This is a genomic window from Geomesophilobacter sediminis (genome assembly GCF_016458275.1).
Taxonomy (GTDB): Bacteria; Desulfobacterota; Desulfuromonadia; order Geobacterales; family Geobacteraceae; genus Geomesophilobacter; species Geomesophilobacter sediminis.
The window spans coordinates 1-20,600 of sequence record NZ_JAEMHM010000007.1 but is presented as its reverse complement, the minus strand read 5'-3'; the positions used below and the strand labels follow the sequence as shown (position 1 = coordinate 20,600).

Below are 20,600 nucleotides of genomic sequence, written 5' to 3'. Positions count from 1 at the left end.
ACCCCGATCCAGTGCTCGCAGCCCATTCCAACGAGCGGTCCCGATGAGGTTTTCAGATTTTTTCTATGGTTTGAAGCGATTCCGCCGATGTTTTATACAGGTGTCCGAACCTGAATCAGACGAAGGAGTCAAACCAGATGGATTACCGCGCCATTGCCAAGAGACTTTTACAGGAACACCCGCAGACCATCGCCGTCGTCCTGGCCCGGCTCAAGCCGGAAGATGCCAGCGAGATCATCAAGCTTCTCCCCGGCTTCGTCCAGGCCGACCTTTTGAACCGGATCGTGAATGTCGATCAACTGCCGGACGAGGTGCTGGAGGAGATCGAGGCGCTGATCAAAACCCTGATGCGGTATCGTTAAGAGCGGATCGGTCCGCAGACGAACGCAGCTGCACGCCGAGGAACGAGGGTAACCAGCATCGATTTTGCCGAAAAAGCCTCCTGCCGCAGGGACACAAGACCTGTCGCAGGAGGCTTTTTTCCCGGAATTATGCCCCATCCATTGCTCCCCCCCTTGGCAAGGGCTTTGTTTTGAGGTTCTCGGTGTTAACTCTCTAAGGCCTGAACCTTACAGGAAAATCCCCCTAAATCCCCCTTCGCAAAGGGGGACTTCATCGGGCTTTTGCCCCCTCACGTCCCGATCCACGCCCTCGCGCGTGACCAACAAGGAGAGCCAAAGTTCGCGGCAATGGCCCTTCATGGACCCTGATCCTGGCGGAGTCTAAAAGCTGGGGATGAAGATCTGCACTTCCATGGGACGCAGGGTGAGATCGAGCACGGCAGCATCGCCGGTCCCGGTCAGGTTGCCCCCCTCCCAGAACCTGGCCTGGCTGACGATCCGGGCGGTTTTCTGCCCGGCGGTGCCGGCGTTGCTGTAGGCCAGGTTAAAGGTCACCGGGGGCCGATTCAGATCGATATCCATCAGCACCTGCCCGTTGAACTGGCAGGTGGGGCTGGTGTTGGCCACAAAGACGACCTCGTGGTCGAAGAGAATCCGGGAGAAGGCGAGCATCCCGCCCTGGCCGGTCGAGTAGCCGAAGTCGGCCCCGTTGCCGGAAACCTGCCGAAAATAGATCCTGCCGTAGCGCAGGGCCGCCTCTTCCCGGCGCAGTAGCGCGATCTTCTGCACCTGCTGATAAAGGGGATTTTGCCGGTCGAAGGCGCCCGGCTTTCCCCACAACGCCTCGCGCACCGACTCCAGCGAGGAGAGGTCCGGCTTCCCGTTGGCATCCACGGTCCCGGTCAACCCCTGCTCGGTGCCGTAGTACAGGCAGGGGATCCCCTGGACGCAGAAGAGCGCCGCCAGGCCGAGGGTGATCTGGTCCTGCGGGGTCGCCGGGTTGTTGAAACGCTCGTTCTGGTCGTGGTTGTCCAGGAAGGTCACGAAGTACTTGCCGGCCTCGCCGTGAGAACTGATCAGGGCCCGTTCCACGTTCTTCCGGTTCTCGAAGACCGCCCGGACCGACTCCACCTCTCCCCCCCCGCCCCCGCCGCCGGCCTTCGCCGCTTTCGGGAGGGAGTAAAAGGTGGGGAAATCCAGGGCGGCGTCCAGGCCGAACCCGTCGATCGCGGGGCTGTGCCGGCCGATGAAATCGTCGATCACCCCTTCCTGATCGTAGACCTCGCCGTAGGTGAAGAAGTTCTTCTTGCCGATGCTGCAGGCGAATTCCCGCATCGCGTTGCCGAAGGTCTGCACCATGTCGGGGGCCACGTACTTGACGGTGTCGATGCGGTAGGCGTCGATGTCGTATTTCGCGATCAGGTGCTCGTAGGCGCGGATCAGGATGTTGAGCACCGGGGTCCGGCCGTATTTCTCCAGCAGGGCCTCCTGGGGGGGATGCGCCGCATCATACTCCACCACGAACTGGCGCATGCTGCCGAAATCGCCCCGGACGAACCCGTCGGGGGGCGGGGCATCGGTCAGTTTGGACCCTCTCCGGCGGAAGAATTCCTTCAGCTGCAGGTCGGAAGGCCAGATGACGTCGTCGGGGGAAAGGGGGGTGCCGGCGGGGAGGTCGTTCACCCAGTGGTCGTGCGGTGTCCCGGAGGCATCGATCCAGTCGATGGGTGGCTCCTGCCCCAGGGGGGCGTTCATGATGTTCCAGTTGGCGAAGTCGCAGGTGAGGTTGCCGTTGAGGATATAGTCGAAGACCCGGGCGGAATGGTTCAAGACGATGTCGACGATGACGTAAAGGCCACGGGCGTGCGCCTCGTCGACCAGTTCCTGGAATTCCCGCTCCGCGGTGGCGAGTTGGCCGTCCGAGGCAAAGCGCGGGTCGAGGTTCAAGAAATCCTGGATGGCATAGCCGTGGTAGTTGTACTCCCAGTTGGCCGGCATGGCGTTTTTCAGGATCGGGGTGAGCCAGATCGCCCCGGCGCCGAGGTCCCGGATGTAGCCCAGTTGCTCCTTCACCCCTTTGAAGGTGCCCCCCTGGCGGAACCCGAACTTCCCGTTCCAGGGAACGGCATTCTGGCGGGTCGAGTTCGGAGGGGCATCGGGGTTGTTGAAACGGTCCAGCATCAGGAAGTAGATCCAGCAGTCGCGCCAGTCTTCGGGGGAGGGAAAGGGATAACCGATGGTCTTCGTGGCGCCGTCGAGAAAAACCGACTTGGTCTTTCCGGTCCGGGCCGCTTCGCGCGCCTCTTTTACCGCCTGGCCTAACTCGGGACTTAGGATGCTCGTTATCGCCATGTAGTACCTCCTTGCGAGGGTTTTTGCTCATCCTCTCCCCAGTACCAAAACCATGCCAGCAGTTAACTTTTTCCTATATTGCCCTGTTCCCGGATACTTGCGGGGACCGATATGGCATTAATATGCGCCCCGCCCTCCCTTCATGTGTCCATATTGTTACGATCGGGGCCGTAGCTATCGGTGATCCTTGAGGATGTAACAAAATGGACAGTCCATTTTTTTACAGCGGTATAAGCCCGACAAAGTCCCCCTTTGTGAAGGGGGATTTAGGGGGATTTGCCTCTGAGGTTCAGGCCTTAGAGAGTAAAACAGAGAACCTCAAAACCAAATCCCCCCTGCCCCCCTTTGCCAAAGTGGGGATCAAAGGACGGACCTTCTTTCGGCGAATAATTCCTTACGGACCCGATTACCCAAGCCGCCTCCCGCGATATCCCGTATAATGTCGGGAAACGATACCAGCGAGGTTACTCATGCCACCTAGGGCCATCATCTGCCCTCATTGCGGAAAAATCATCGCCGGCGACGAAAGCGCCTGTTCCTGGTGCGGCACCGCCCGGTCCCATCCCTGGTGGCGTCTGCTCAAGCCTACCCGCGACACGGCGCGCACCGATTGGGTAGCACCGGCCCTTTTGGCGGCAAACGTCGTCTTTTTTGCGGTGTCGCTGATCCTCAACTTCGTGAGCCACTCGGGAAGCATCCTCACTCCGGGCAACAACGTGCTGCTGCTTCTGGGCGCCAGCGGCACCATCCCCATCGACCGTTACGGACGGATCTGGTCCCTGGTCAGCGCCAACTACCTCCACGGCGGGGTACTGCACCTCCTGTTCAACATGCTGGCCCTGCGCCAGATCGGTCCCTGGGTGGTCCGCGAGTTCGGTGCCAGCCGGATGTTCGTCATCTACACGGTGGGCGGAGTCTTCGGGTACTGGGTCTCCTACGTGGCCGGCGTCCCGCTGACCGTAGGTGCGTCGGCCTCCCTGTGCGGCCTGATCGGGGCGCTGCTCTACTTCGGCAAAAACCGGGGGGGAAATTACGGGAACGCGGTCTACCGGGAGGTAAGCGGGTGGGTGATGAGCATCTTCATCTTCGGCATCATCGTCCCCGGCGTCAACAACTGGGGGCACGGCGGCGGGTTGGTCGGCGGGATCGCCATGGGAATGCTTCTGGGGTACAACGAAAAGCGGAAGGAGACCCCGGTGCACCGCGCCTTGGCGCTCGCCTGCGGGGTGATCACCGTTGCGGTGCTGCTGCGGGCCTTGTACGGCGTCTTCCCGGGGTAAGGCACCCTCTCCGCTCCGGGCTCCCTCACCCCGGCCCTCTCCCGGAGGGCGAGGGAGCCGAGGTCTTAAAGAAGACGAAAAAAGCCTCCTGCCGGGCCCTCGGGCCTTGGAACAGGAGGCTTTTTTCGTCGTGGTGGAAGTTTTACCCGCGATCAGCGCTTGTAGTTGTCCGCGAGGTACTTGACCAGGGTCTTCTTCTCGTCGGGGCTGAGTTTCGCCCCTTTTTTGACCATGCCGGTGACGATGGCATCCCACTGGGCGGGGGTGCGTTTCAGCACCTTCACTTTCGAGGTCGGGTGGCATACGGCGCAGCGCTGTTCCAACAGCGCGGGACCGCTCGAGAAGGCGCCCGCAAAGGCGCTTCCGGATAGCAAAAGGGTGACGGCGACGACGGTTGCTGCTGTTTTCTTCACTTGTTCCTCCTCCTGGGACGGAAACCCCGTCCGATCTTCAAACTGCCTGACGGAAATGTCATATCATAAAAACCATATGAATGCAGCAAAACCGTGACCGAGAAGAAGGCTCTCCGCAGGGGACGCGGAAAAAGTAAGCTCTCAACCGTCCCCGCCCGCTCCGTTTTTCTGTAACAAAATGGACATGTCCATTTTGTTACAGTTTCTCGGCAAGTCATTAGTTCATCAGCAGAAAAACTGACCGATTCGCTGTGACTGTAACAATATGGACAGTCAGTGGTCTGGGGACCGGCACAAAAGGCTCAAGTTAAGCAGCTGATTTATCGCGCATTCCGTTTCCGGGCCTGCTGGCACGTAATTTGTACAATTCCCGGTTCATTCTTACCTGTCAATGACACAGGGACCCTTACACCAGATGACGGTGAATACTCAAGGAGGATTGTTATGTTTCACAGGTTTTCCAAGGCAGTTGCATTGATGGCGCTCGTTTCCCTTACCGGTTGTGCCAGTATCGTCAGCAAGTCGGAATGGCCGGTGACTATCCAGTCGAACCCGACCGGGGCGAAATGCGTCATCAGCAAGGAAAATGGGGTTTCCATCCAGGTCGGCGAGACCCCGATGACGGTAACCCTCTCCTCCTCCAAAGGCTATTTCTCCAAAGCGGAGTACAAACTGGTGTGCAACAAGGAAGGGTACCAGGCGTCGGAAGCGGAGTTCAAGGCGCACATCAACGGCTGGTACCTCGGCGGCAACCTCGTCTTCGGGGGGCTGATCGGGTACCTGATCGTGGACCCCGCCACCGGAGCCATGTGGCGGCTCGATGAGACCACGACGGTGAACCTCCTTTCCGCGGGGGCGAAGACCGCCGACGCAAGCCCGGCACCGAAAGCGATCCAGTAGACGCGGTAACAGCCGGAAACACCCCGGGACCCGGGAAATACCAGGGCCAGGACTGTCAGAACCCCAGCTCAAAGCAGGCTGGCTCCGGCTGTTCTGGCTTTTTTGCGTTTCCGCCCCCACCGGTCACTGTGCATCGGCCCCGCGCAGGCGGCAATCGATCTGAATCAGCTGCGGCTAAGAGAAACGAAAAACCGACCGTCGCACCGCGTTGACTTCTGCCTGAGAGCTGCACATAGTTACTGGTGTCATCTCATACACAAGAGGAGGTTCCGCCATGTACCTTGCCCGAGACAAGAACAACGATCTCTACCTCTTCGCCGACCTCCCCACCCGCGGCAGGGACTGCTGGTGGGCCGAGGCCGGTATCGACGGAACCTACCTGCGGCTCAAGAACTCCCTCTACCCGGAAGTGAGCTGGGAGTCGGAACCGCGGAAGGTTTCGATCGTCATGGACACCGAGTCTGGAGAGTAGAAAAAAGGGATTAGCCAGCTGGCTAATCCCTTTTTTCGTCATTCGGTTAAATTATCCGCGAGTTCCGGCCGACGAGCGGGTCGACGCTCTGCTCAGGCCACCTTAGTATCTCTCGAATTCGGCGTCCGAATCGGAGGCAGCCACGTTGAGATCAAGGGCCAACCCCGCCGTTTTCTGCGGTTTGGGAGTAAGACCACTTCGTCCCAAGACGTTGACCTTCTTTCCCTCGGGGGGATTCCCGCTTCTTACCCCGATGCGCTTTGAGCCACCGACCTCGCTCAGCCGGAAAAACGCGATCACCTGCTGCAGCTGCTCCGCCTGGGAGGAAAGCTCCTCCGCGGTGGACGCCATCTCCTCGGAGGCGCTCGCGTTTTGCTGGATCACCTGATCCAGCTGCTGGATCGCCTTGTTGATCTGCTCCGCCCCGGCATCCTGCTCACGGCAGGCCGCGCTGATTTCCTGGACCAGTTCCGCGGTCTTCTGAATCTCGGGGACCATCTTTTCGAAAAGCTGCCCCGCCTTCACCGCCACGTCTACGCTGACCGAGGACATCTCGTAGATCTCGGCCGCCGCCTTCTGGCTTCGTTCCGCGAGCTTGCGCACCTCGCTCGCCACGACGGCGAACCCTTTCCCGTGTTCGCCGGCACGCGCCGCCTCTATGGCGGCGTTGAGCGCCAGCAGGTTGGTCTGCCGGGCGATCTCCTCGATGATGGAGATCTTGTTGGCGATGTCCTTCATGGCGACGACCGTCTCGCCGACGGCCTTTTCCCCGGTTTTGGCGTTTTCGGCCGATTTCACGGCGATTTTCTCGGTCTGGGAACCGTTGTCGGCGTTTTGCCTGATGTTCGAGGACATCTCTTCCATCGACGAGGAGGCCTCTTCCGCCGCGGCCGCCTGTTCGGTAGCCCCCTGCGACAGCTGCTGCGACCCCGCGCTGAGCTGCTGGCTCCCTCGGGCAACGTGGTCCGCCGCCGCCTGGACCTCGCAAACCACGCTCTGCAGCTTGGTCACCATCGCCACCAGCGCGCGCATCAGTTCGTCCCGCTCCGAGCGCTCCGTCAGTTTCACCTCCAGGTTCCCCCGGGCGATCTCCTGGGCGGCGGCGGTGATCCGGTTCATGGATTCCCCGAGCAGGTTCAGGTTCTGCTTGATGAGGTTGAAGTCGCCGTTGTAGGTCTCAACGATGGCGGGGGGGACGTCGCCTTTGGAGATGCGGTCCACGTAGTCCGCCGCCATGTTCAGGGGCAGGATCACGGCATCCATCGCCTGGTTCACCCCCTCAACCACGCTGCGGTATCCCCCCTGGAACCGAGCCGGGTTGCCGCGGTAGGAGAGGCGTCCCCCGACCGCCGCCTCGGTAAGCAGGCCGACCTCGTTGATGAGGGCCTGGATCGTCTCCATCATGTTGGTAAAGGCGGGGAGCAGCTTGTCGTTTTCGCAGCGCCGCCCGATCCTTCGGAACTCGTCCAGCCGGCTGATGTCGCCCCCCGCAAGCCGGTCCGCGATGTCCTGGAGGTTGAGCAGCCGCTTGCGCACGTCTCCCATGGCGCCGGCCAGGATCTGGAACTGCCCCTGGTAACCGTCCTGCATGGTGGTCGTGTAGTCGTTGAGGGCGATCCGGCCCAGGACCGAAACCGCTTCGCTCAAGGGCTGGGCGACCGCATCCATCATCCGGTTCACCCCGACCACCACCTCACGATAGCTCCCCGGGAAGCGATCCGCGTTGCTGCGGCTATCCAACTCGCCGCGGGCCGCGGCCGCCGCCTGCCTTTCGATTTCCGCGATCAGCTCGGCTACCCCGTCCATGGTGGCGATGACCGAGGGGATGATCTGGTCGTTTTCGGACCGCTTCCCTACCGCCTTCATCTCCGCCAACCGGGTGAAGTCCCCCTGGGCCAAGCGCACGAAGAGGTCCTGCACGCTCAAAAGCCTGGTGCGCACACCGTTCACCTTCTCGGCAAAGAGTTCGAAGTCTCCCTGGAACTCGCCGGTCATCCCCTGGGTGAAGTCGTTCACCGCCATTTTCCCCAAGATCTGCTGCGCCGCAGCGATCGGGGTGGTGACGTGGTCCAGGGTACCGTTGAACCCGGCGATGATCTCGCGATAGCCCCCGCCGAAACCGTCAGTGTTGCCGCGAACCTGCAGGTTGCCCGCCTTGGCCGCCTCGGCCAGCCGTCCCGATTCGGCCACCAGCCCCTGCAGGGTGGCGAGCACCTGAGCGAGGCTCTGCGCCAGGACGTCCGACTCCGATTTCGGCTGCACGGAAACGTTCAGATCCCCGGCTGCCACCGCCTGGGCCACCTGCGCCGCATCCCGGATGTTTTTGGCCATGTGGGAGAAGGAGCGGGCCAGCTGCCCCACCTCATCGGCGGAAGATACCTCGACCTCGACACCGACGTCCCCCGAAGCCAGCCGGTCCGCGCTGGCGGTGAGCCCGCGCAGCGGCAGGCAGATGCTTCGGGTCAGCAGCAGGGCGATGCCGACCGTCAGACCCAGGGCAAGCAGGGCAAAGCCGACTTCAAGGGTGCGGGCCCGCTGGGAAATCGCGGTCGCCTGTTCATGACTATTCTGGATCTGCCCCTCCTCGTATTTCACAAGTTCCCCAAAGCTCGCGAAGAGCTTCGCGTTGAGGGTTCGGGCATCCCGAACGAAGAGCTGCCCGGCACCGGCGGTGTTGCCGGCCAGACTCAACTCCATCACCTTGTTGTTCACCTGCTTGGCATCGGCGATTGCCTGATGGGTCTGGGCGAGGAGCTGTTTCCCTTTTTCGCCGGTCTCCAGGCGTTCCAGCTTCTCCATGGCAGCTTTGTACCGGTCGCGTTTTTCCTCGATCGCCCGCTTCTCTTCCTGACGGGAGGCGGGATCCGGGGTGATGGTCATGGCTTCGATGCTGGAGATGATCGAGCCGAAGGTGATCATGGACTCGTTGGCGAATTTCGTTTTGGCGTAGCTCAATTCGACGATGTCGTTAAGTCGCGCGTCGATCCGGTTCAAGCTCCGGTAGCCGATCGCACTTACCGCGACCAGTGCGATGAAGATAATGCCGAACCCCAGACCGAGGCGTGTGCCGATGTTCATGTCACCAAGCTTCATAAAATCTCCGTCTCCTTTTCTCGAGGGAAAATGGTTGCCGTGGACGTAAACGTTCGGCAAGAGGCGGGACAACTTTAATTCCCGCAGTGATTACGCGGGTTTAACCGGCATAGGAAATGGGTCGGGCAAGGGGGATCCGTGCGGTGGGTGAGGCTGCAGCAATGCTGCAAGTGGCGTTTATAACGTGGGAAAAACCGATGCGTCAAAGATGCAGAATTTTCGAGGGGGTAGAAGCACCGGCTCGCCCAAGCCAAGGGTGGTCTGCAAATAGTATGTTTCATTTCAACCATTTGTCTCACCAGCCAACCGAAATTGAAATTATTTTTGTGTAGGGAAAGTCGGACAAGGGATGAAATTACGCACAAACTACGAGGAAATAGTTGCAGTTAACGGACGGGGAGCTGACCTTATTTCGTGGGGGAGCGCGCGGTTCCCGGCACGATCAGCCGGAGGCGGCGATATCGGGTGCGGTCGTTCGCGCCTGGAAAGGCGCTCCCACAGGGTAGGCAACATCCTTCCTTAATCCAACAGACTTGATCGCGGCAGGAATGCCGCTCCTGCAAGGGAGGCGCCGTTTCGGTGTGGGGCGCCATTGCGGGCGAGATCCGCCGGAGGCGGCGATATCGGTTGCGGTCGTTCGCGCCTGGAAAGGCGCTCCCACAGGGTAGGCAGCTTCCTTCCTTAATCCAACAGACTTGATCGCGGCAGGAATGCCGCTACTACAAGGGAGGCGCCGTTTCGGTGTGGGGCGCCATTGCGGGCGAGATCCGCCTGAGGCGACGATATCGGGTACGGTCTTTCGCGCCTGGAAAGGCGCTCCCACAGGGTAGGCAACATCCTTCCTTAATCCAACAGACTTGATCGCGGCAGGAATGCCGCTCCTACAAGGTCCGTAGGGTAGGCAGCAAGGTCGGAGAGGGGTTTTTTTATGCTATCTGCACCATCTCATCAGTCATAGCCAAACTTGGTTACTGACATAACTTCGCTGTTTCATGTCCGTTCTTGCTATAATGGTTGTTTAGGAACTTACCTTGTCTAGCGGAGGTGAGGAGATGATGACACAAAGACGATCGTTTCTCTTTTACTGCCTTGGGCTGTCACTCATAGTGGGCATCGGGTGCGCGGCCCCGACTCTTGGCGCCGAGGCGATGCTGTCCACCGATGCGTCCAAGCCCCTCCAGGAGATGCCGGTTCTGACCGGCGTCGAGTGGCAGGGGATGAGCCCGGACACCAAACTGGCGTTCGTCCTCGGCATCGGGCACGTGGTGACCATCGAGGAAAACGTGATCAGCAAGCATCCGGAACTGAAACGTAAGGGATTCTCGGCAAAGCTTGCCGAAGGGCTGGCGGGGGTGCCGATGGATACCGTCATCGGGACGGTCGATACCTTCTATGCCGCGCATCCCGATGAGGCAGGTCTTCCGGTCATGGGGGTGATCTGGCAGCAGCTGGTGCGCCCCAAGCTGAAAACCGGGATCGCGGACAAGCCGCTATCGAAGTCGGACGCTCCGTAGCGACATCATGGTGTCCGACAAGGAGGCCATTATGAAGATGTTGAAATATACGGCAGTGGTAGTAGTGACAACGTTGACGCTGGGCTGCGTCGGCATGACGCGACAACAGCAAAGCACCTTGAGTGGCGGTGCCATGGGCGCCGCAGGCGGTGCCTTCCTCGGCGCCATCTCCGGCGGGAGCCCGGCGGTCGGTGCCGCAGTGGGCGGCGCCGCCGGTGCGCTGACCGGCTTCATCTTGAGCGACCCGGGAGACCGCCGCTACTATCGGCACAGATAACCGGGGGGATCAGGGTTGATACGTGATCAACCCCATCCTCACCCTGTGTTGCGAACTCGCGCTAACGCGCGCAACCCCCTTGAAGGGAGGGAACGTGGGGCTCCTCCACCTGTGATTTCCAACTTCCATTTCGACGCCAGGGCGCTTCAATCACCGTCTGCGTTCCTTTCGTTCAGTCATTCCTTGTGTTGCAGCAGTCGTTCGATTCGACGGTCGGGAATGAGCCAGATGAGCGCGACCAGAACGTAGAGGGCCTGCGCCATTGCTACGGATCGGAAGCTCACGGCTACGCCGAGCAGGTACAGAAGCGGGGAGCCCTTCCCCTTCCAGTCGTTCCCGATCGCCTTTTTCAGGAGGGATGCCGCTCCCTGGCTATGGATGATGGTCGCCTGGAGGACCCAGTAGGCGACCGCCGCCATCAGCAGGATCACTCCGTAGGCCGCCGTCGGTATCGGGGCGAAATGATTTCGTCCCATCCATTCGGTCCCAATCGGAAAGAGGGAGAGCCAGAAAAGGAGGTGGAGATTTGCCCAGAGGATGCCGCCGGTGACGAAATGGCTGGTATGCAGCATGTGATGGTGGTTGTTCCAGTAGATGCCGAGGTAGGCAAAACTCAGGACGTAGCTTAGAAAGATGGGGAGCTGGGAGCGCAGCGCTTCGAGCGTGGTCCCCTGGGGGGCCTTCATCTCCAGGACCATGATGGTGATGATGATGGCGAGTACGCCGTCACTGAAGGCTTCGATACGGTTCTTGTTCATCGGCACGGCCCTTTTCGGTCATCTTTCGATCAACACTCCTACCAAAGCAGATAACCCTCATTTTACAACGTACGCCGCTCTCAAGGAAATGGTGCAGTAGGGCCTGTTTTGGATTGACTCCAGGCGCGAAAAAAGCGATTTTTAGCAGCCTGACGTCATCAATGTTCCCCAGAAAGCACCGCATGAAGAATCCTTTCCAAAGAGCAATCGCCGTAGCCCTCGTTGCTTGTCTCACCACCGGATGCAGCAGCTCCCGGACCATTTCCTTCCTATCCTCTCCCCCCGGTGCGGTGATCTCGGCGGGGGGACGCACCTGCACCGCCCCTTGCGAGTTGGCAGTACCCTTGGAAACGGCCACGGCCACCGCCACCCTGCCCTCCGGCGCCCAGCAGGAGGTTGCGATCGGACAACTCACCGCCAAAAACGCCGCCACCCGCTACAACGTGGCCAAGGCCGGACAGTACACCTCGATGTCGATCGTGTATCCGCTTCTGGCGGTTGGCGGGATTGCGGCTTTGCTCGTTTGGCTGACCGGTGCGACCGATGACTTTCCTTCCGAACATCCTTCGCGGGACCGCGACATTGTCGTGTTTACCACCATCACCTTGGGAACCGCAGCCGGCTTCGTCTATATAGCGCGGAATCTGGAGGAAAACGCCGATGACGTTGCTCCCGAGGTGTATATCTCGTTTCCTCAATCGGAAGCGCCACCGCCTAAACCGGCCATCGAACCGCTGCCGTACCACAACCCGAACGGCACGTTGAAACTCTTCCCGGAGGGGCTGCCGGCCCCGCAAAATCGGCTTAAATAGCAACATACCAGGCTGAATACGATGAGGAGTCGCGATAGGGACCCAGGGAGGGCATGATGAGACAACCGGCAGCCATCTTCAGCTCGGATATGATTGCGCCCTGCGGCTTGAATTGTGGCGTCTGCCGTGCCTTTAACCGGGAAAGCAACCGGTGCCCCGGTTGCCGCGGTGACGACGCTGGCAAGCCGCCGACCCGCTGTTCCTGCCCCATCAAGAACTGCAGCAGCAGAGGACCGGGTTCGGACAACTGCTCCGGTTGCGTTGACTTTCCCTGTCCGCCGCTCCAGCGCCTGGACCGGCGTTACCGGAAAAGGTACGGGGTGAGCTGCATCGACAATCTGGCAGCGATCAGGGACGCGGGGCTCGCTGCTTTTCTTGCCGGCGAGGCGGCACGTTGGAGCTGTGCCGGGTGCGGCGGGTTGCTCTCCATGCATGAGGCGCAGTGCCCCTCCTGCGGGGCCGATCGGCGCTAAACGATGAAAGCGGCGTCCCGAACAGGAAGGCCCCCGACCGAGAGTCGGGGGCCTTTGTTTTTCCGGAGCCAGAGGACCTGCTTAATGACGGACGGTCGCGACCACGAGCGCCAGGTCGTCCTTTAGGGGAACCCCCTCAGTGAACGTGTTCAGATCGGCAAGGGCGCGCTGCAGCGCGGTTCCGGACTCTTCGCCCAGTCCCTCTTTGAAGGATCGGGCCAGCCGTTTCAGCCCGTACATCCTGCCCGCCCGGTTTTCGGCCTCCACGCTGCCATCGGTATAGAGAATCAGGCGGTCGCCGGGACAAAGCGGCAGGGACCGCTCCTCGAAGCTGATCTTCGGCACCACGCCGATGATCATGCCTTCGGTATCGAGGGCCGCGACCCTGCCGTCGGCATGCACATAGAGGGCGGGATTGTGGCCGGCACAGGAGTAGCTCGCCGTCATGCGCCGCTCGTCGAGCCGGAGATAGAACATGCTGAAGAAGAGCCCGGCGCGGGTCAGATCGTCATAGAGGGACTCGTTGAGCAGCGCCAGCATCTCCGCGCATCCGAGACCGGCCGCCGAGTGCGCCTGGAAGGCGCCGCGGATCTCGGCCACGATCAACGCTGACCCGACGTTGTGTCCCGCCACGTCGGCGATGACCACATCCATGATTCCGTCGCCGCGGAAGAAGACGTCGAAATAGTCCCCACCGAGGACGCCGGCCGGCCGGTAGTGGGTGGCGAAGTGGATTCGCCTGGTGCCGGGAATGAACTGCGGGATCAGGGCGGACTGGATCTCCTGGGCGATCTCCATCTCCTTGGCGAGCATGGCCTTTTCCTCCAGGTTTACCCGGATCTGTTCGGTCTGCTCCAGCACCTTCTGCTCCAGGTCCAGCTGGTAGGAGCGATGCTCCAGGAAAAGCTGGCGCTGCTCCAGGGTATTTTTCACCGTCACCCGGAGCCGCTCCGCATCGAACGGCTTCATGACGTAGTCCTTGGCCCCCAGGTGCATGCATTCCATCACGACTACCGGATCGGTGACCCCGGTCAGCATCACCACGAAGATGTCACTCATCGTGCTGACGATCTCCTTCAAGAGCACGATGCCGTTTTTGCCCGGCATTTCGATGTCGCACAGGACCAGCCCGAAGGAGTCGCGCTCCAGCTCTTCCAGGGCCTGGTCGACCCCTTCCACCGCGCAGCACTCGAAGCCGGCCTCGCGCAGGATGCGCGGAATGACCTCCCTCATGGCTCTGCTGTCATCGACTACCAGGATGTTTCGGTTCATGGCCCACCTGCCGGTGCGTTATTGCCTGCCTGTACCTTTTCGGCTGCTCCGGGACAACTCTTGAACCAATAGATCCCCCCGATCACATCGTCCCCCTCTCCTTCTCGTCAGCCGGGTGCAAAGCCGGAAGGAGGCGACTGTAACAAAATGGACATGTCCAAATTGTTACAGCGGGACGCAATGTCTTGATTTCGCTGGACGATTTCGCAGCAGGCGTGAGGGCTGTAACAATATGGACAGTGCCGGCACCTTACAGCGAGCCAGAGGCAGCCTCGGCAACCAGCTGAAATCATACGAAAACACGAGCCGGACTGGCACTGGCATGGTACTTGTTATCATCCTTTCACGCCGCAGCAGACATCGGATCACTGCAGTACTGTCATAGGCCGGCGGAAACGACCTGTTAAGCCCTGACTGAAATGATGCATTGACTGTGATTCCTGGGATAGATGCGCAATGGCAACAAGAGGAGACCAGAGATGAAACTGTCAAACCTGCTCGTCCTGATTCAGGTGCTTTCCTTTATCACATCTCCGGCATCGGCCGCGGTCGTGCATTTCAAAAACGGGGAAATCATCGAGTGCGAATCCTTCACCCGGCGGGGTGACACACTCTTCGTGAACATCAACGGGGATAAGCTGGTGGATTTTCCCGTGGACGAGATCGATCTCGGGAAAACGTCGCTGGCACCGGGGAGAAAAAAACCGGCCACAACCGCGCCGAGGACCAGGTCCACGGCCAAGGCAACCGGGAGTTCCGACAACGGTTCCTGGACCGGCTCGTTCGCGCTGCCGGTCCCGGAAGGAAGCACCCCCTGTCCCCCCGGGCTGCAAAACGAGCTGCTGGCCCGCTTCGCCAGATATAACCGGGCGGCCGAAGCGGGCGATTTCGCCGAGTGGGGCAGGCAGATCACCCGACTGCAGGCGGAAAAGACCCGGGAGAAACTGGCGGGTTTGAGCGAGCCGGAATATCAGAAACGGAAGCGCTCCCTCCAGGAGATGGCGGTGCGGAAATATCGTCCGGCCGCCTGCCTGGTCTCGCCGGACGCGGACACCGCGGTGATGGTGGGACGCGGCACCAAGCTCTTCCTGGGGACGACCAGCGAGACCAACGGAACCGTCCTATTCAACAAGGAAGACCAAAGCTGGAAGATCAAATCCGCGGTCTGGAACCATCCCCCGAAGTAGGGCTCATCAGCGCCCGCTTGCTACACGCGGGGAAGTGGGGTTGGCGACAGAGTCAAATCCCCCCTGCCCCCCCTTCGCAAAGGGGGGGACGTAATAGCCTCGCCTGGACTTCAAGGAAGCACCTTCCCCGAATTTCCGGAAGAACCTTCGCAAAGGGGGGAACGCGGGTTCCCGTGCAGTGCTCTGTGGCACCTTCCCCCCCCTCACCCCCTCCCGCCAGGGGAGGAGGGACCTCGAAGCTGAGATCGTCACAACGACGGCGGACACCTCATTTTTTCCCCTTGGTCGCGACGCGCTGGGTGAACTTGTCATAGTTGATGACGAAGCGCTCGTGGGTCCCCCGGCCGATCACGTCCACCTCGTCGCGCGCCTCGACTGCCCACACGGTGCGCTTGCCGTCGACTTCCACACAGCGCACCGTCGCGGTCACCTCCATCCCCACCGGGGTCGCGGCCTCATGGGTCACGTTGATCATGGTCCCGACGGTCCGCTCCCCTTCTTCCAGGTGCGGCGCCAGCGCCTCCATACAGGCCCACTCGATAAAGCCGACCAGGTAGCCGGTGGCAAAGACTTCCGGCATGATCCGGAAATGATCCGATTCCGGATAGAGAAACGGGACCGTTCTCTCCCGGGGAACGCGGTATTTCAGGGTCTGCTCCAAACCTGCCTGCAAGGTATCTTTCATCGCCCTCTCCTTTTCAGTTAACGCTTCCGGCCCGGATCACCAGCGGCCAAAAGACGTCCTTGGTCTCGGCACCTTCGCTCCAGGCGGCTTCCAGTGCCGAGCGCACCTTGGCCAGAGGATCCGCCCCTACCCGCGCCTGGTACTCCTTCACCGCCGACCAGGTCGCCAGGTATCCCATGAGGTGCGGGAACTCCCACCGCGCGCTCATGGCAAAGGGGGGCGCCTCGATCTCCCGGAACGGGAAGGGAAGGCTTCGGTACCCTTCGTCCACGTGGCACCGTTCCGGTGGCCAAAAGCCGCCGAGGATGTCGTAGTAAAGCTCGCCCACCACCCGGTCCACGGCCCGGTCCACCGTCATCAGGCCGTAGCTGAAGGCGGCGAAGATCCCCTCCGGCCGCGCCACGCGCCTGACTTCCGGATAGAAGCGCTCCAGATCGAACCAGTGCAGGGCCTGCGCCGCGATCACCAGGTCCTGGCTTTGCGGCGCCACCCCGGTCGCTTCGGCCGGGGCGACCCGGTAGGTTACCTTTGGGTCCGGGACCGCGTTCGCGATCTGTTCGGCACTGGGGTCGACGGCGACCACGGCGGCAAAGTGCCGGGCGAGCGCGAGCGCCGCCTGGCCGGTACCGCAGCCGCAATCAAGAGCCGAGTCCCGACCCGGCGCGAGCCCCGCCAGCCACTGGAACAGCGCATCGGGGTAGCTGGGTCGAAACGACCGGTAGCCGGCGGAAACCTGCGAAAAATGGTCCTTGAATCGATGGGTCACGGAGGCCTCCTCCTTTTTAATTGGAATCTAGCACACCCCGATGCTATAAAGAAAATATATAATTTATATCTATTCAATAGGTACAGCCTATAGAAAGGACCGTATGGAGTTTCGCCAGATCAGGTACCTGCTGGAAATCGTCCGGGGCGGCGGATTCACCCGCGCCGCCGAAAACCTGGGGATTGCCCAGCCCTCGCTCTCGGTCGCGGTGCAGAAGCTGGAGGACGAGCTGGGGGTGACCCTTTTGAACCGCCAGGAGCGCAAGATCACCCTCACCGCGGAGGGGCGGGCGTTTTTGCCGCGCGCGGCCCAAATCGAGGAACTGGTGCGGGGGGCCGTGCACGAGATGGAGGAATTTCGCGGCCTGGAGCGGGGTGAGATCCGGGTGGGGATCCCCGGGATGTTGGGAACCCATTTCTTCCCGGCGCTGATCGCGGAGTTCAGGCAAAGCTACCCCAACCTCAAGCTTTCGGTCTACTCCGACGGGGCGAACCGGATTCAGGCGCTGGTCGAATCGGGAGATCTGGATGCCGGGATCGTGGCGGCGGGGGTGTTTCCCGACTCACTGGTGTCCCGAAGCCTGATCCGGGAGGAGATGGTCGCCTGCGTGGCCCGGGGGCACGCGCTGGCTGGACGCGATGCGATCACCCTCGAGGAGATGGCGCAGGAGCCGCTGTTTCTCTTCAGCGAAGGGTATTTTCAGAGGCAGTACCTTGGGGAGGCGATGGCGCGGACCGGCATTACCCCCAACGTCGTCTTCGAGACCAACCTGGTCCCCCTGCTCAAGGAGGTAACGGCCCGGGGGGGCGGGGTGACCACGCTGCTCCGGATGGCGGTCAAGGAGCCGGAGCTTGTCGCGGTGCCGTTTGCGCCGCCGATGTACGTCGAGGCGGTGGTGGTTTGGAAGAAACACGCCTATCTCTCCAAGGCAACGCGGGCTTTTCTGGATTTTCTGGAGGGAAAGCAAAGCGGGGTCGGGTTCGCCGGGGAGGGTGGTGTGGCGTCTTAGCCACAGGGTGGCGAAGACCAGGGACCAAAGGGGCACCAGGGACAGGAGGAAAGGCAAATCCCCCCTGCTCCCCTTTGTCAAAGGGGCGGAGTAACGGTTTTCACAACGAAAAGCAGGCACCCAGTCGCGTGGACTGGATGCCTGCTTTTTTTCGGCCGCTCCCGAACCGGAGCGGGTTGGGGTTAGTAAGAGACGGCGGCGATGGCCGCGATCTGCGCGGAGGTCAGGGTCGAGAGCGATTTCATCGACCCGATGCTGGAGATGGCCGCGGTGATCTGGGCTGCGGTGCGCGGTCCGAGCGAGCCGTGGCAGCCCAGGCAGACGGAGTTGTAGTAAGAAAGGGCATCAAAGGCCGGGGTGGCACTTGCGGTGGTGGCGGTGGCTTGCGCCGAGGCGGCGCTCTCGCCGGTCGCGTTCACCGCGGTGACGATGTAGTAGTAGGCGGTCCCGGCGGCAAGGCCGGTCTGGACGTAGGGGGAGGTCACCCCGGTGAGCTTGGTCCCGTTGGCTACGGTCACGCCGGTGGCGGTCCCGTAGTAGAGGTTGTAGGAGGTCGCGCCGGATACCGCGGACCAGGAGACGGTCACCTGGTTGGTAGCGCCGACTGCGCTGACTCCGGTCGGGGCGGCCGGAGCGGCGGGTGCCGGGGCGGCGGTGGTGGCGGAGGCCTGCGCGGAAGCGGCACTTTCGCCGACGCTGTTCACCGCGGTGACGACGTAGTAGTAGGTGGTCCCGGCGGTGAGACCGGTCTGGACGTAGGGGCTCGTGGCGCCGGCAATGCGGGTTCCGCTGGTCTTGGTGACGCCGGTAGTGGTCGACCAGTAGATGTTATAGGAGGTGGCACCCGTTACGGCCGGCCAGGAGATGGTTGCCTGGTTGGTCCCGCCGGTGGCGCTCACGCCGGTCGGTGCGGCCGGTGCGGTCGGAGCCGGGACGGCGGCGAGGGTGGTGGCGGCGACCTGGACCGAGGCGGCGCTTTCGCCGGCGCTGTTTACCGCGGTGACGACATAGTAATAGGTGGTGGCGTCGGCAAGACCCATCTGGACGGCGGGGCTGGTGGCGTTGCTCAGCTTGGTCCCGTTGCTGACCGTCACTCCCGAGGTGGTGGCGTAGTAGATGTTGTACGAGGTGGCACCGGAAACCGCCGGCCAGGAAACGGTGACCTGCTTGGTGCCGCCGACGGCGGTCACGCCGGTCGGTGCGGCGGGAACGGTCGGGCCCGGGGCCGGAGCGGCCGTGGTGGCGGAAACCTGGGTGGAGGCCGGGCTTTCGCCGGCGCTGTTTAAGGCGGTGATCACATAGTAATAGGTGGTCCCCGCGGTCAATCCGGTCTGGACGTAGCTGGTTCCGGTCACCTGGATCTTGGTGCCGGTGGCGGTGGTCACGCCGGGAGCGGTCGAGTAGTAGACGTTGTACGCGGTGGCGGTGCTGGCCGCGGCCCAGGCAAGGCTCACCTGTGCCGTGCCGCCGGTGGCGGTGATGCCGGTCGGGGGGACCGGTGCGGTGATCGGCGGGGGAACGGTGCCGCCGGTGTAGACGCCGTTGGCGATGTCGGTGACGGTCCCGGAGAAGATGACCTGGCCGGTCCTGATGAAGGTGATGGAGAGGACGCCGTTACTCACGGTGATCTTCACGTTGTCGAACATCTCATCGAGGCCCAGGTGGTTGGTAATGTAACGCGAGGTGATCGGGTTGCTGTTCTGGGCGTTGTACTGCTGGAGGAGCGGCTGCAACTTGCTCAGCAGGGTGTTGACCACGGCCTGCAGGTTGGTGCCGATGTGGTGCAGACGGTCGGGGTCGGCATGGCTGTAGACGTCGGAGGCATCGCCGTCATCCGAGGCGCTCGCGACAATGGCCTCGGTGAGGGGGTTGACGTTTGCGGTGCCGGCCCCCTCGGCAAAGGAGTGCAGCTTGTAGTTCACCCCGGCGGCGGTTCCGGTCGCCTCCAGGATGAAGGGTGCCGTCATGTCGGTGACGTCGATGGCGAACGAGCCGTTGGCAGCGATCACCGTGGTTTTGACCTGGGGGGTCGCCGAGGAATCTTTCAGGCTTACCTGTCCGGCCAGGGGTGCCCCGACCGATGCGGTCCCGCTGACTACCTGGGACGAAAGTCCGCTGTTGCCGCCGCCGCAGCCGGCGGTGATGAAGGTGAGGACGAGCAGGGAAAGCAAGGTGATGGCGGTAGCGCCCCTTCTGATCAGTTCAGTCATGGATCCTCCTTGATGGGCTGTCGTTGCCTGCTGAGAGCGAGTTGCATGTTTGGAAGACTGCTTCTCCATTCATTTCTCCTTTTGATCTGCAAGGTTTACGGCAGTGGTGCCGCATGGGCCCCAGCCCGGGAGCGGGCACAAAAAAACCGGGGCCTCAATATCATGAGCGATATTTCGGCGACCCGGCTGTCTCAGAGAGACCCTGTAGGCTTTCCGTCCCATCCTCGCGGATGGTTTAGTATTGTCGTGTATCGACTGCTTCAGGTTGTCAGAAAACAAAAAAGCCGGGACCGATATCTCTGAATAGATAGTTCGGCATCCCGGCTGTCTTGGTTTTCAAGACCCTAGGCTTTCCGCCCCACCCTCGCGGGTGGTTTAGTATTGTCGCGTATCTCGGCATTTTTTCGTGTAACGCCACTTCACTTAGCAACGGGGATGCCAACCGTGCGAAAAAGGCCCGCCGCTATCATGAAGGTCTGATCATTGTTATCGGCACGGACGGTCGAACGGTCTGTTTTTACCGATACCTACCACAAAGGGGTGCTACGCGATTTAACTTCCAGCTCATGATAAAAAGGGCCGACAAAACGGCGTTGGCGCCGCCGCCACTGACGTGAAATCGCGGTTTTTGGCGGGTTGGTGTGGCAAATCAGCTACAGTGCCGTGGTTTTTGCGACACAGGTGGACACAGGTGGACACAGGTGGACTGGGTGGACTGGGTGGACTGGGTGGACTGGGTGGACTGGGTGGACTGGGTGGACTGGGTGGACTGGGTGGACTGGGTGG

At 61.5% G+C, this 20,600-nt stretch carries 18 protein-coding genes and 2 riboswitches; of the genes, 10 read left to right on the top strand and 8 right to left on the bottom strand.

The genetic code is table 11. The features are described from left to right. Nucleotides 1-137: 137 nt before the first annotated feature. Nucleotides 138-362 (top strand): hypothetical protein, encoded by a 225-nt coding sequence (locus JFN93_RS09445; protein ID WP_199383825.1) that lies wholly within the window; start codon nt 138-140, stop codon nt 360-362. 360 nt (nt 363-722) lie between these two features. Here the strand turns inward: JFN93_RS09445 and JFN93_RS09440 are convergent, their stop codons facing one another. Then, nucleotides 723-2,693, bottom strand: coding sequence for an alpha-amylase family glycosyl hydrolase (locus JFN93_RS09440; RefSeq protein ID WP_199383824.1), 1,971 nt, complete (start codon nt 2,691-2,693; stop codon nt 723-725). Between the two features lie 470 nt (nt 2,694-3,163). On the opposite strand from JFN93_RS09440, the gene JFN93_RS09435 reads away from it, so the two are divergent. Then, nucleotides 3,164-3,973: a rhomboid family intramembrane serine protease gene (locus tag JFN93_RS09435; protein ID WP_199383823.1), complete on the top strand. Its 810-nt coding sequence runs from the start codon at nt 3,164-3,166 to the stop codon at nt 3,971-3,973. Nucleotides 3,974-4,125: 152 nt separating this feature from the next. Here the strand turns inward: JFN93_RS09435 and JFN93_RS09430 are convergent, their stop codons facing one another. Beyond that, nucleotides 4,126-4,386 carry a hypothetical protein gene (locus JFN93_RS09430; protein WP_199383822.1) on the bottom strand — a complete coding sequence of 87 codons (261 nt, stop codon included), beginning with the start codon at nt 4,384-4,386 and terminating at the stop codon, nt 4,126-4,128. 444 nt (nt 4,387-4,830) lie between these two features. Here JFN93_RS09430 and JFN93_RS09425 point away from each other — a divergent pair, with 444 nt between their 5' ends. Beyond that, nucleotides 4,831-5,286 (top strand): hypothetical protein, encoded by a 456-nt coding sequence (locus JFN93_RS09425; protein WP_199383821.1) that lies wholly within the window; start codon nt 4,831-4,833, stop codon nt 5,284-5,286. A gap of 274 nt (nt 5,287-5,560) precedes the next feature. Next, nucleotides 5,561-5,758, top strand: a complete 198-nt coding sequence (locus tag JFN93_RS09420; RefSeq protein WP_199383820.1) for a hypothetical protein — start codon at nt 5,561-5,563, stop codon at nt 5,756-5,758. Nucleotides 5,759-5,860: 102 nt separating this feature from the next. Here JFN93_RS09420 and JFN93_RS09415 read toward each other — a convergent pair whose 3' ends face one another. After that, the gene (locus JFN93_RS09415) at nt 5,861-8,851 is read right to left on the bottom strand and encodes a methyl-accepting chemotaxis protein (RefSeq protein ID WP_199383819.1); all 2,991 of its coding nucleotides are present in this window, start codon (nt 8,849-8,851) and stop codon (nt 5,861-5,863) included. A gap of 1,052 nt (nt 8,852-9,903) precedes the next feature. Between JFN93_RS09415 and JFN93_RS09410 the strand changes: the two genes are divergently transcribed. Both JFN93_RS09410 and JFN93_RS09405 read left to right on the top strand, forming a co-directional pair. Next, complete coding sequence (locus JFN93_RS09410) at nt 9,904-10,365, top strand: hypothetical protein (RefSeq protein WP_199383818.1); 462 nt, start codon at nt 9,904-9,906, stop codon at nt 10,363-10,365. Between the two features lie 31 nt (nt 10,366-10,396). Then, nucleotides 10,397-10,642, top strand: a complete 246-nt coding sequence (locus tag JFN93_RS09405) for a glycine zipper family protein (RefSeq protein WP_199383817.1) — start codon at nt 10,397-10,399, stop codon at nt 10,640-10,642. 176 nt (nt 10,643-10,818) lie between these two features. Here the strand turns inward: JFN93_RS09405 and JFN93_RS09400 are convergent, their stop codons facing one another. After that, nucleotides 10,819-11,400: a TMEM175 family protein gene (locus JFN93_RS09400; protein ID WP_199383816.1), complete on the bottom strand. Its 582-nt coding sequence runs from the start codon at nt 11,398-11,400 to the stop codon at nt 10,819-10,821. Between the two features lie 182 nt (nt 11,401-11,582). Here JFN93_RS09400 and JFN93_RS09395 point away from each other — a divergent pair, with 182 nt between their 5' ends. Together JFN93_RS09395 and JFN93_RS09390 are read left to right on the top strand one after the other, a co-directional pair. Beyond that, entirely contained in the window at nt 11,583-12,212 is a 630-nt protein-coding gene (locus JFN93_RS09395) for a hypothetical protein (protein WP_199383815.1), read from the top strand. 56 nt (nt 12,213-12,268) lie between these two features. Further along, nucleotides 12,269-12,685 carry a DUF3795 domain-containing protein gene (locus JFN93_RS09390; protein ID WP_199383814.1) on the top strand — a complete coding sequence of 139 codons (417 nt, stop codon included), beginning with the start codon at nt 12,269-12,271 and terminating at the stop codon, nt 12,683-12,685. An 81-nt stretch (nt 12,686-12,766) separates the two neighbouring features. On the opposite strand, the gene JFN93_RS09385 is transcribed toward JFN93_RS09390, so the two are convergent. Next, a complete protein-coding gene (locus tag JFN93_RS09385) occupies nt 12,767-13,957 on the bottom strand; it encodes a PP2C family protein-serine/threonine phosphatase (protein WP_199383813.1) in 1,191 nt (396 codons plus the stop codon). A gap of 479 nt (nt 13,958-14,436) precedes the next feature. Here JFN93_RS09385 and JFN93_RS09380 point away from each other — a divergent pair, with 479 nt between their 5' ends. Beyond that, a complete protein-coding gene (locus tag JFN93_RS09380) occupies nt 14,437-15,144 on the top strand; it encodes a hypothetical protein (RefSeq protein ID WP_199383812.1) in 708 nt (235 codons plus the stop codon). Nucleotides 15,145-15,412: 268 nt separating this feature from the next. On the opposite strand, the gene JFN93_RS09375 is transcribed toward JFN93_RS09380, so the two are convergent. Next, complete coding sequence (locus tag JFN93_RS09375; protein ID WP_199383811.1) at nt 15,413-15,829, bottom strand: thioesterase family protein; 417 nt, start codon at nt 15,827-15,829, stop codon at nt 15,413-15,415. A 13-nt stretch (nt 15,830-15,842) separates the two neighbouring features. Then, nucleotides 15,843-16,595 carry a class I SAM-dependent methyltransferase gene (locus JFN93_RS09370; protein ID WP_199383810.1) on the bottom strand — a complete coding sequence of 251 codons (753 nt, stop codon included), beginning with the start codon at nt 16,593-16,595 and terminating at the stop codon, nt 15,843-15,845. A 103-nt stretch (nt 16,596-16,698) separates the two neighbouring features. Here JFN93_RS09370 and JFN93_RS09365 point away from each other — a divergent pair, with 103 nt between their 5' ends. Continuing rightward, nucleotides 16,699-17,604, top strand: coding sequence for a LysR family transcriptional regulator (locus JFN93_RS09365; protein ID WP_199383809.1), 906 nt, complete (start codon nt 16,699-16,701; stop codon nt 17,602-17,604). 182 nt (nt 17,605-17,786) lie between these two features. Here the strand turns inward: JFN93_RS09365 and JFN93_RS09360 are convergent, their stop codons facing one another. Continuing rightward, the gene (locus JFN93_RS09360) at nt 17,787-19,814 is read right to left on the bottom strand and encodes a fibronectin type III domain-containing protein (protein ID WP_199383808.1); all 2,028 of its coding nucleotides are present in this window, start codon (nt 19,812-19,814) and stop codon (nt 17,787-17,789) included. A gap of 173 nt (nt 19,815-19,987) precedes the next feature. Beyond that, a riboswitch (cyclic di-GMP riboswitch) is annotated at nt 19,988-20,064 on the bottom strand. A gap of 61 nt (nt 20,065-20,125) precedes the next feature. Next, nucleotides 20,126-20,204: riboswitch (cyclic di-GMP riboswitch) on the bottom strand. Nucleotides 20,205-20,600: the final 396 nt, after the last annotated feature.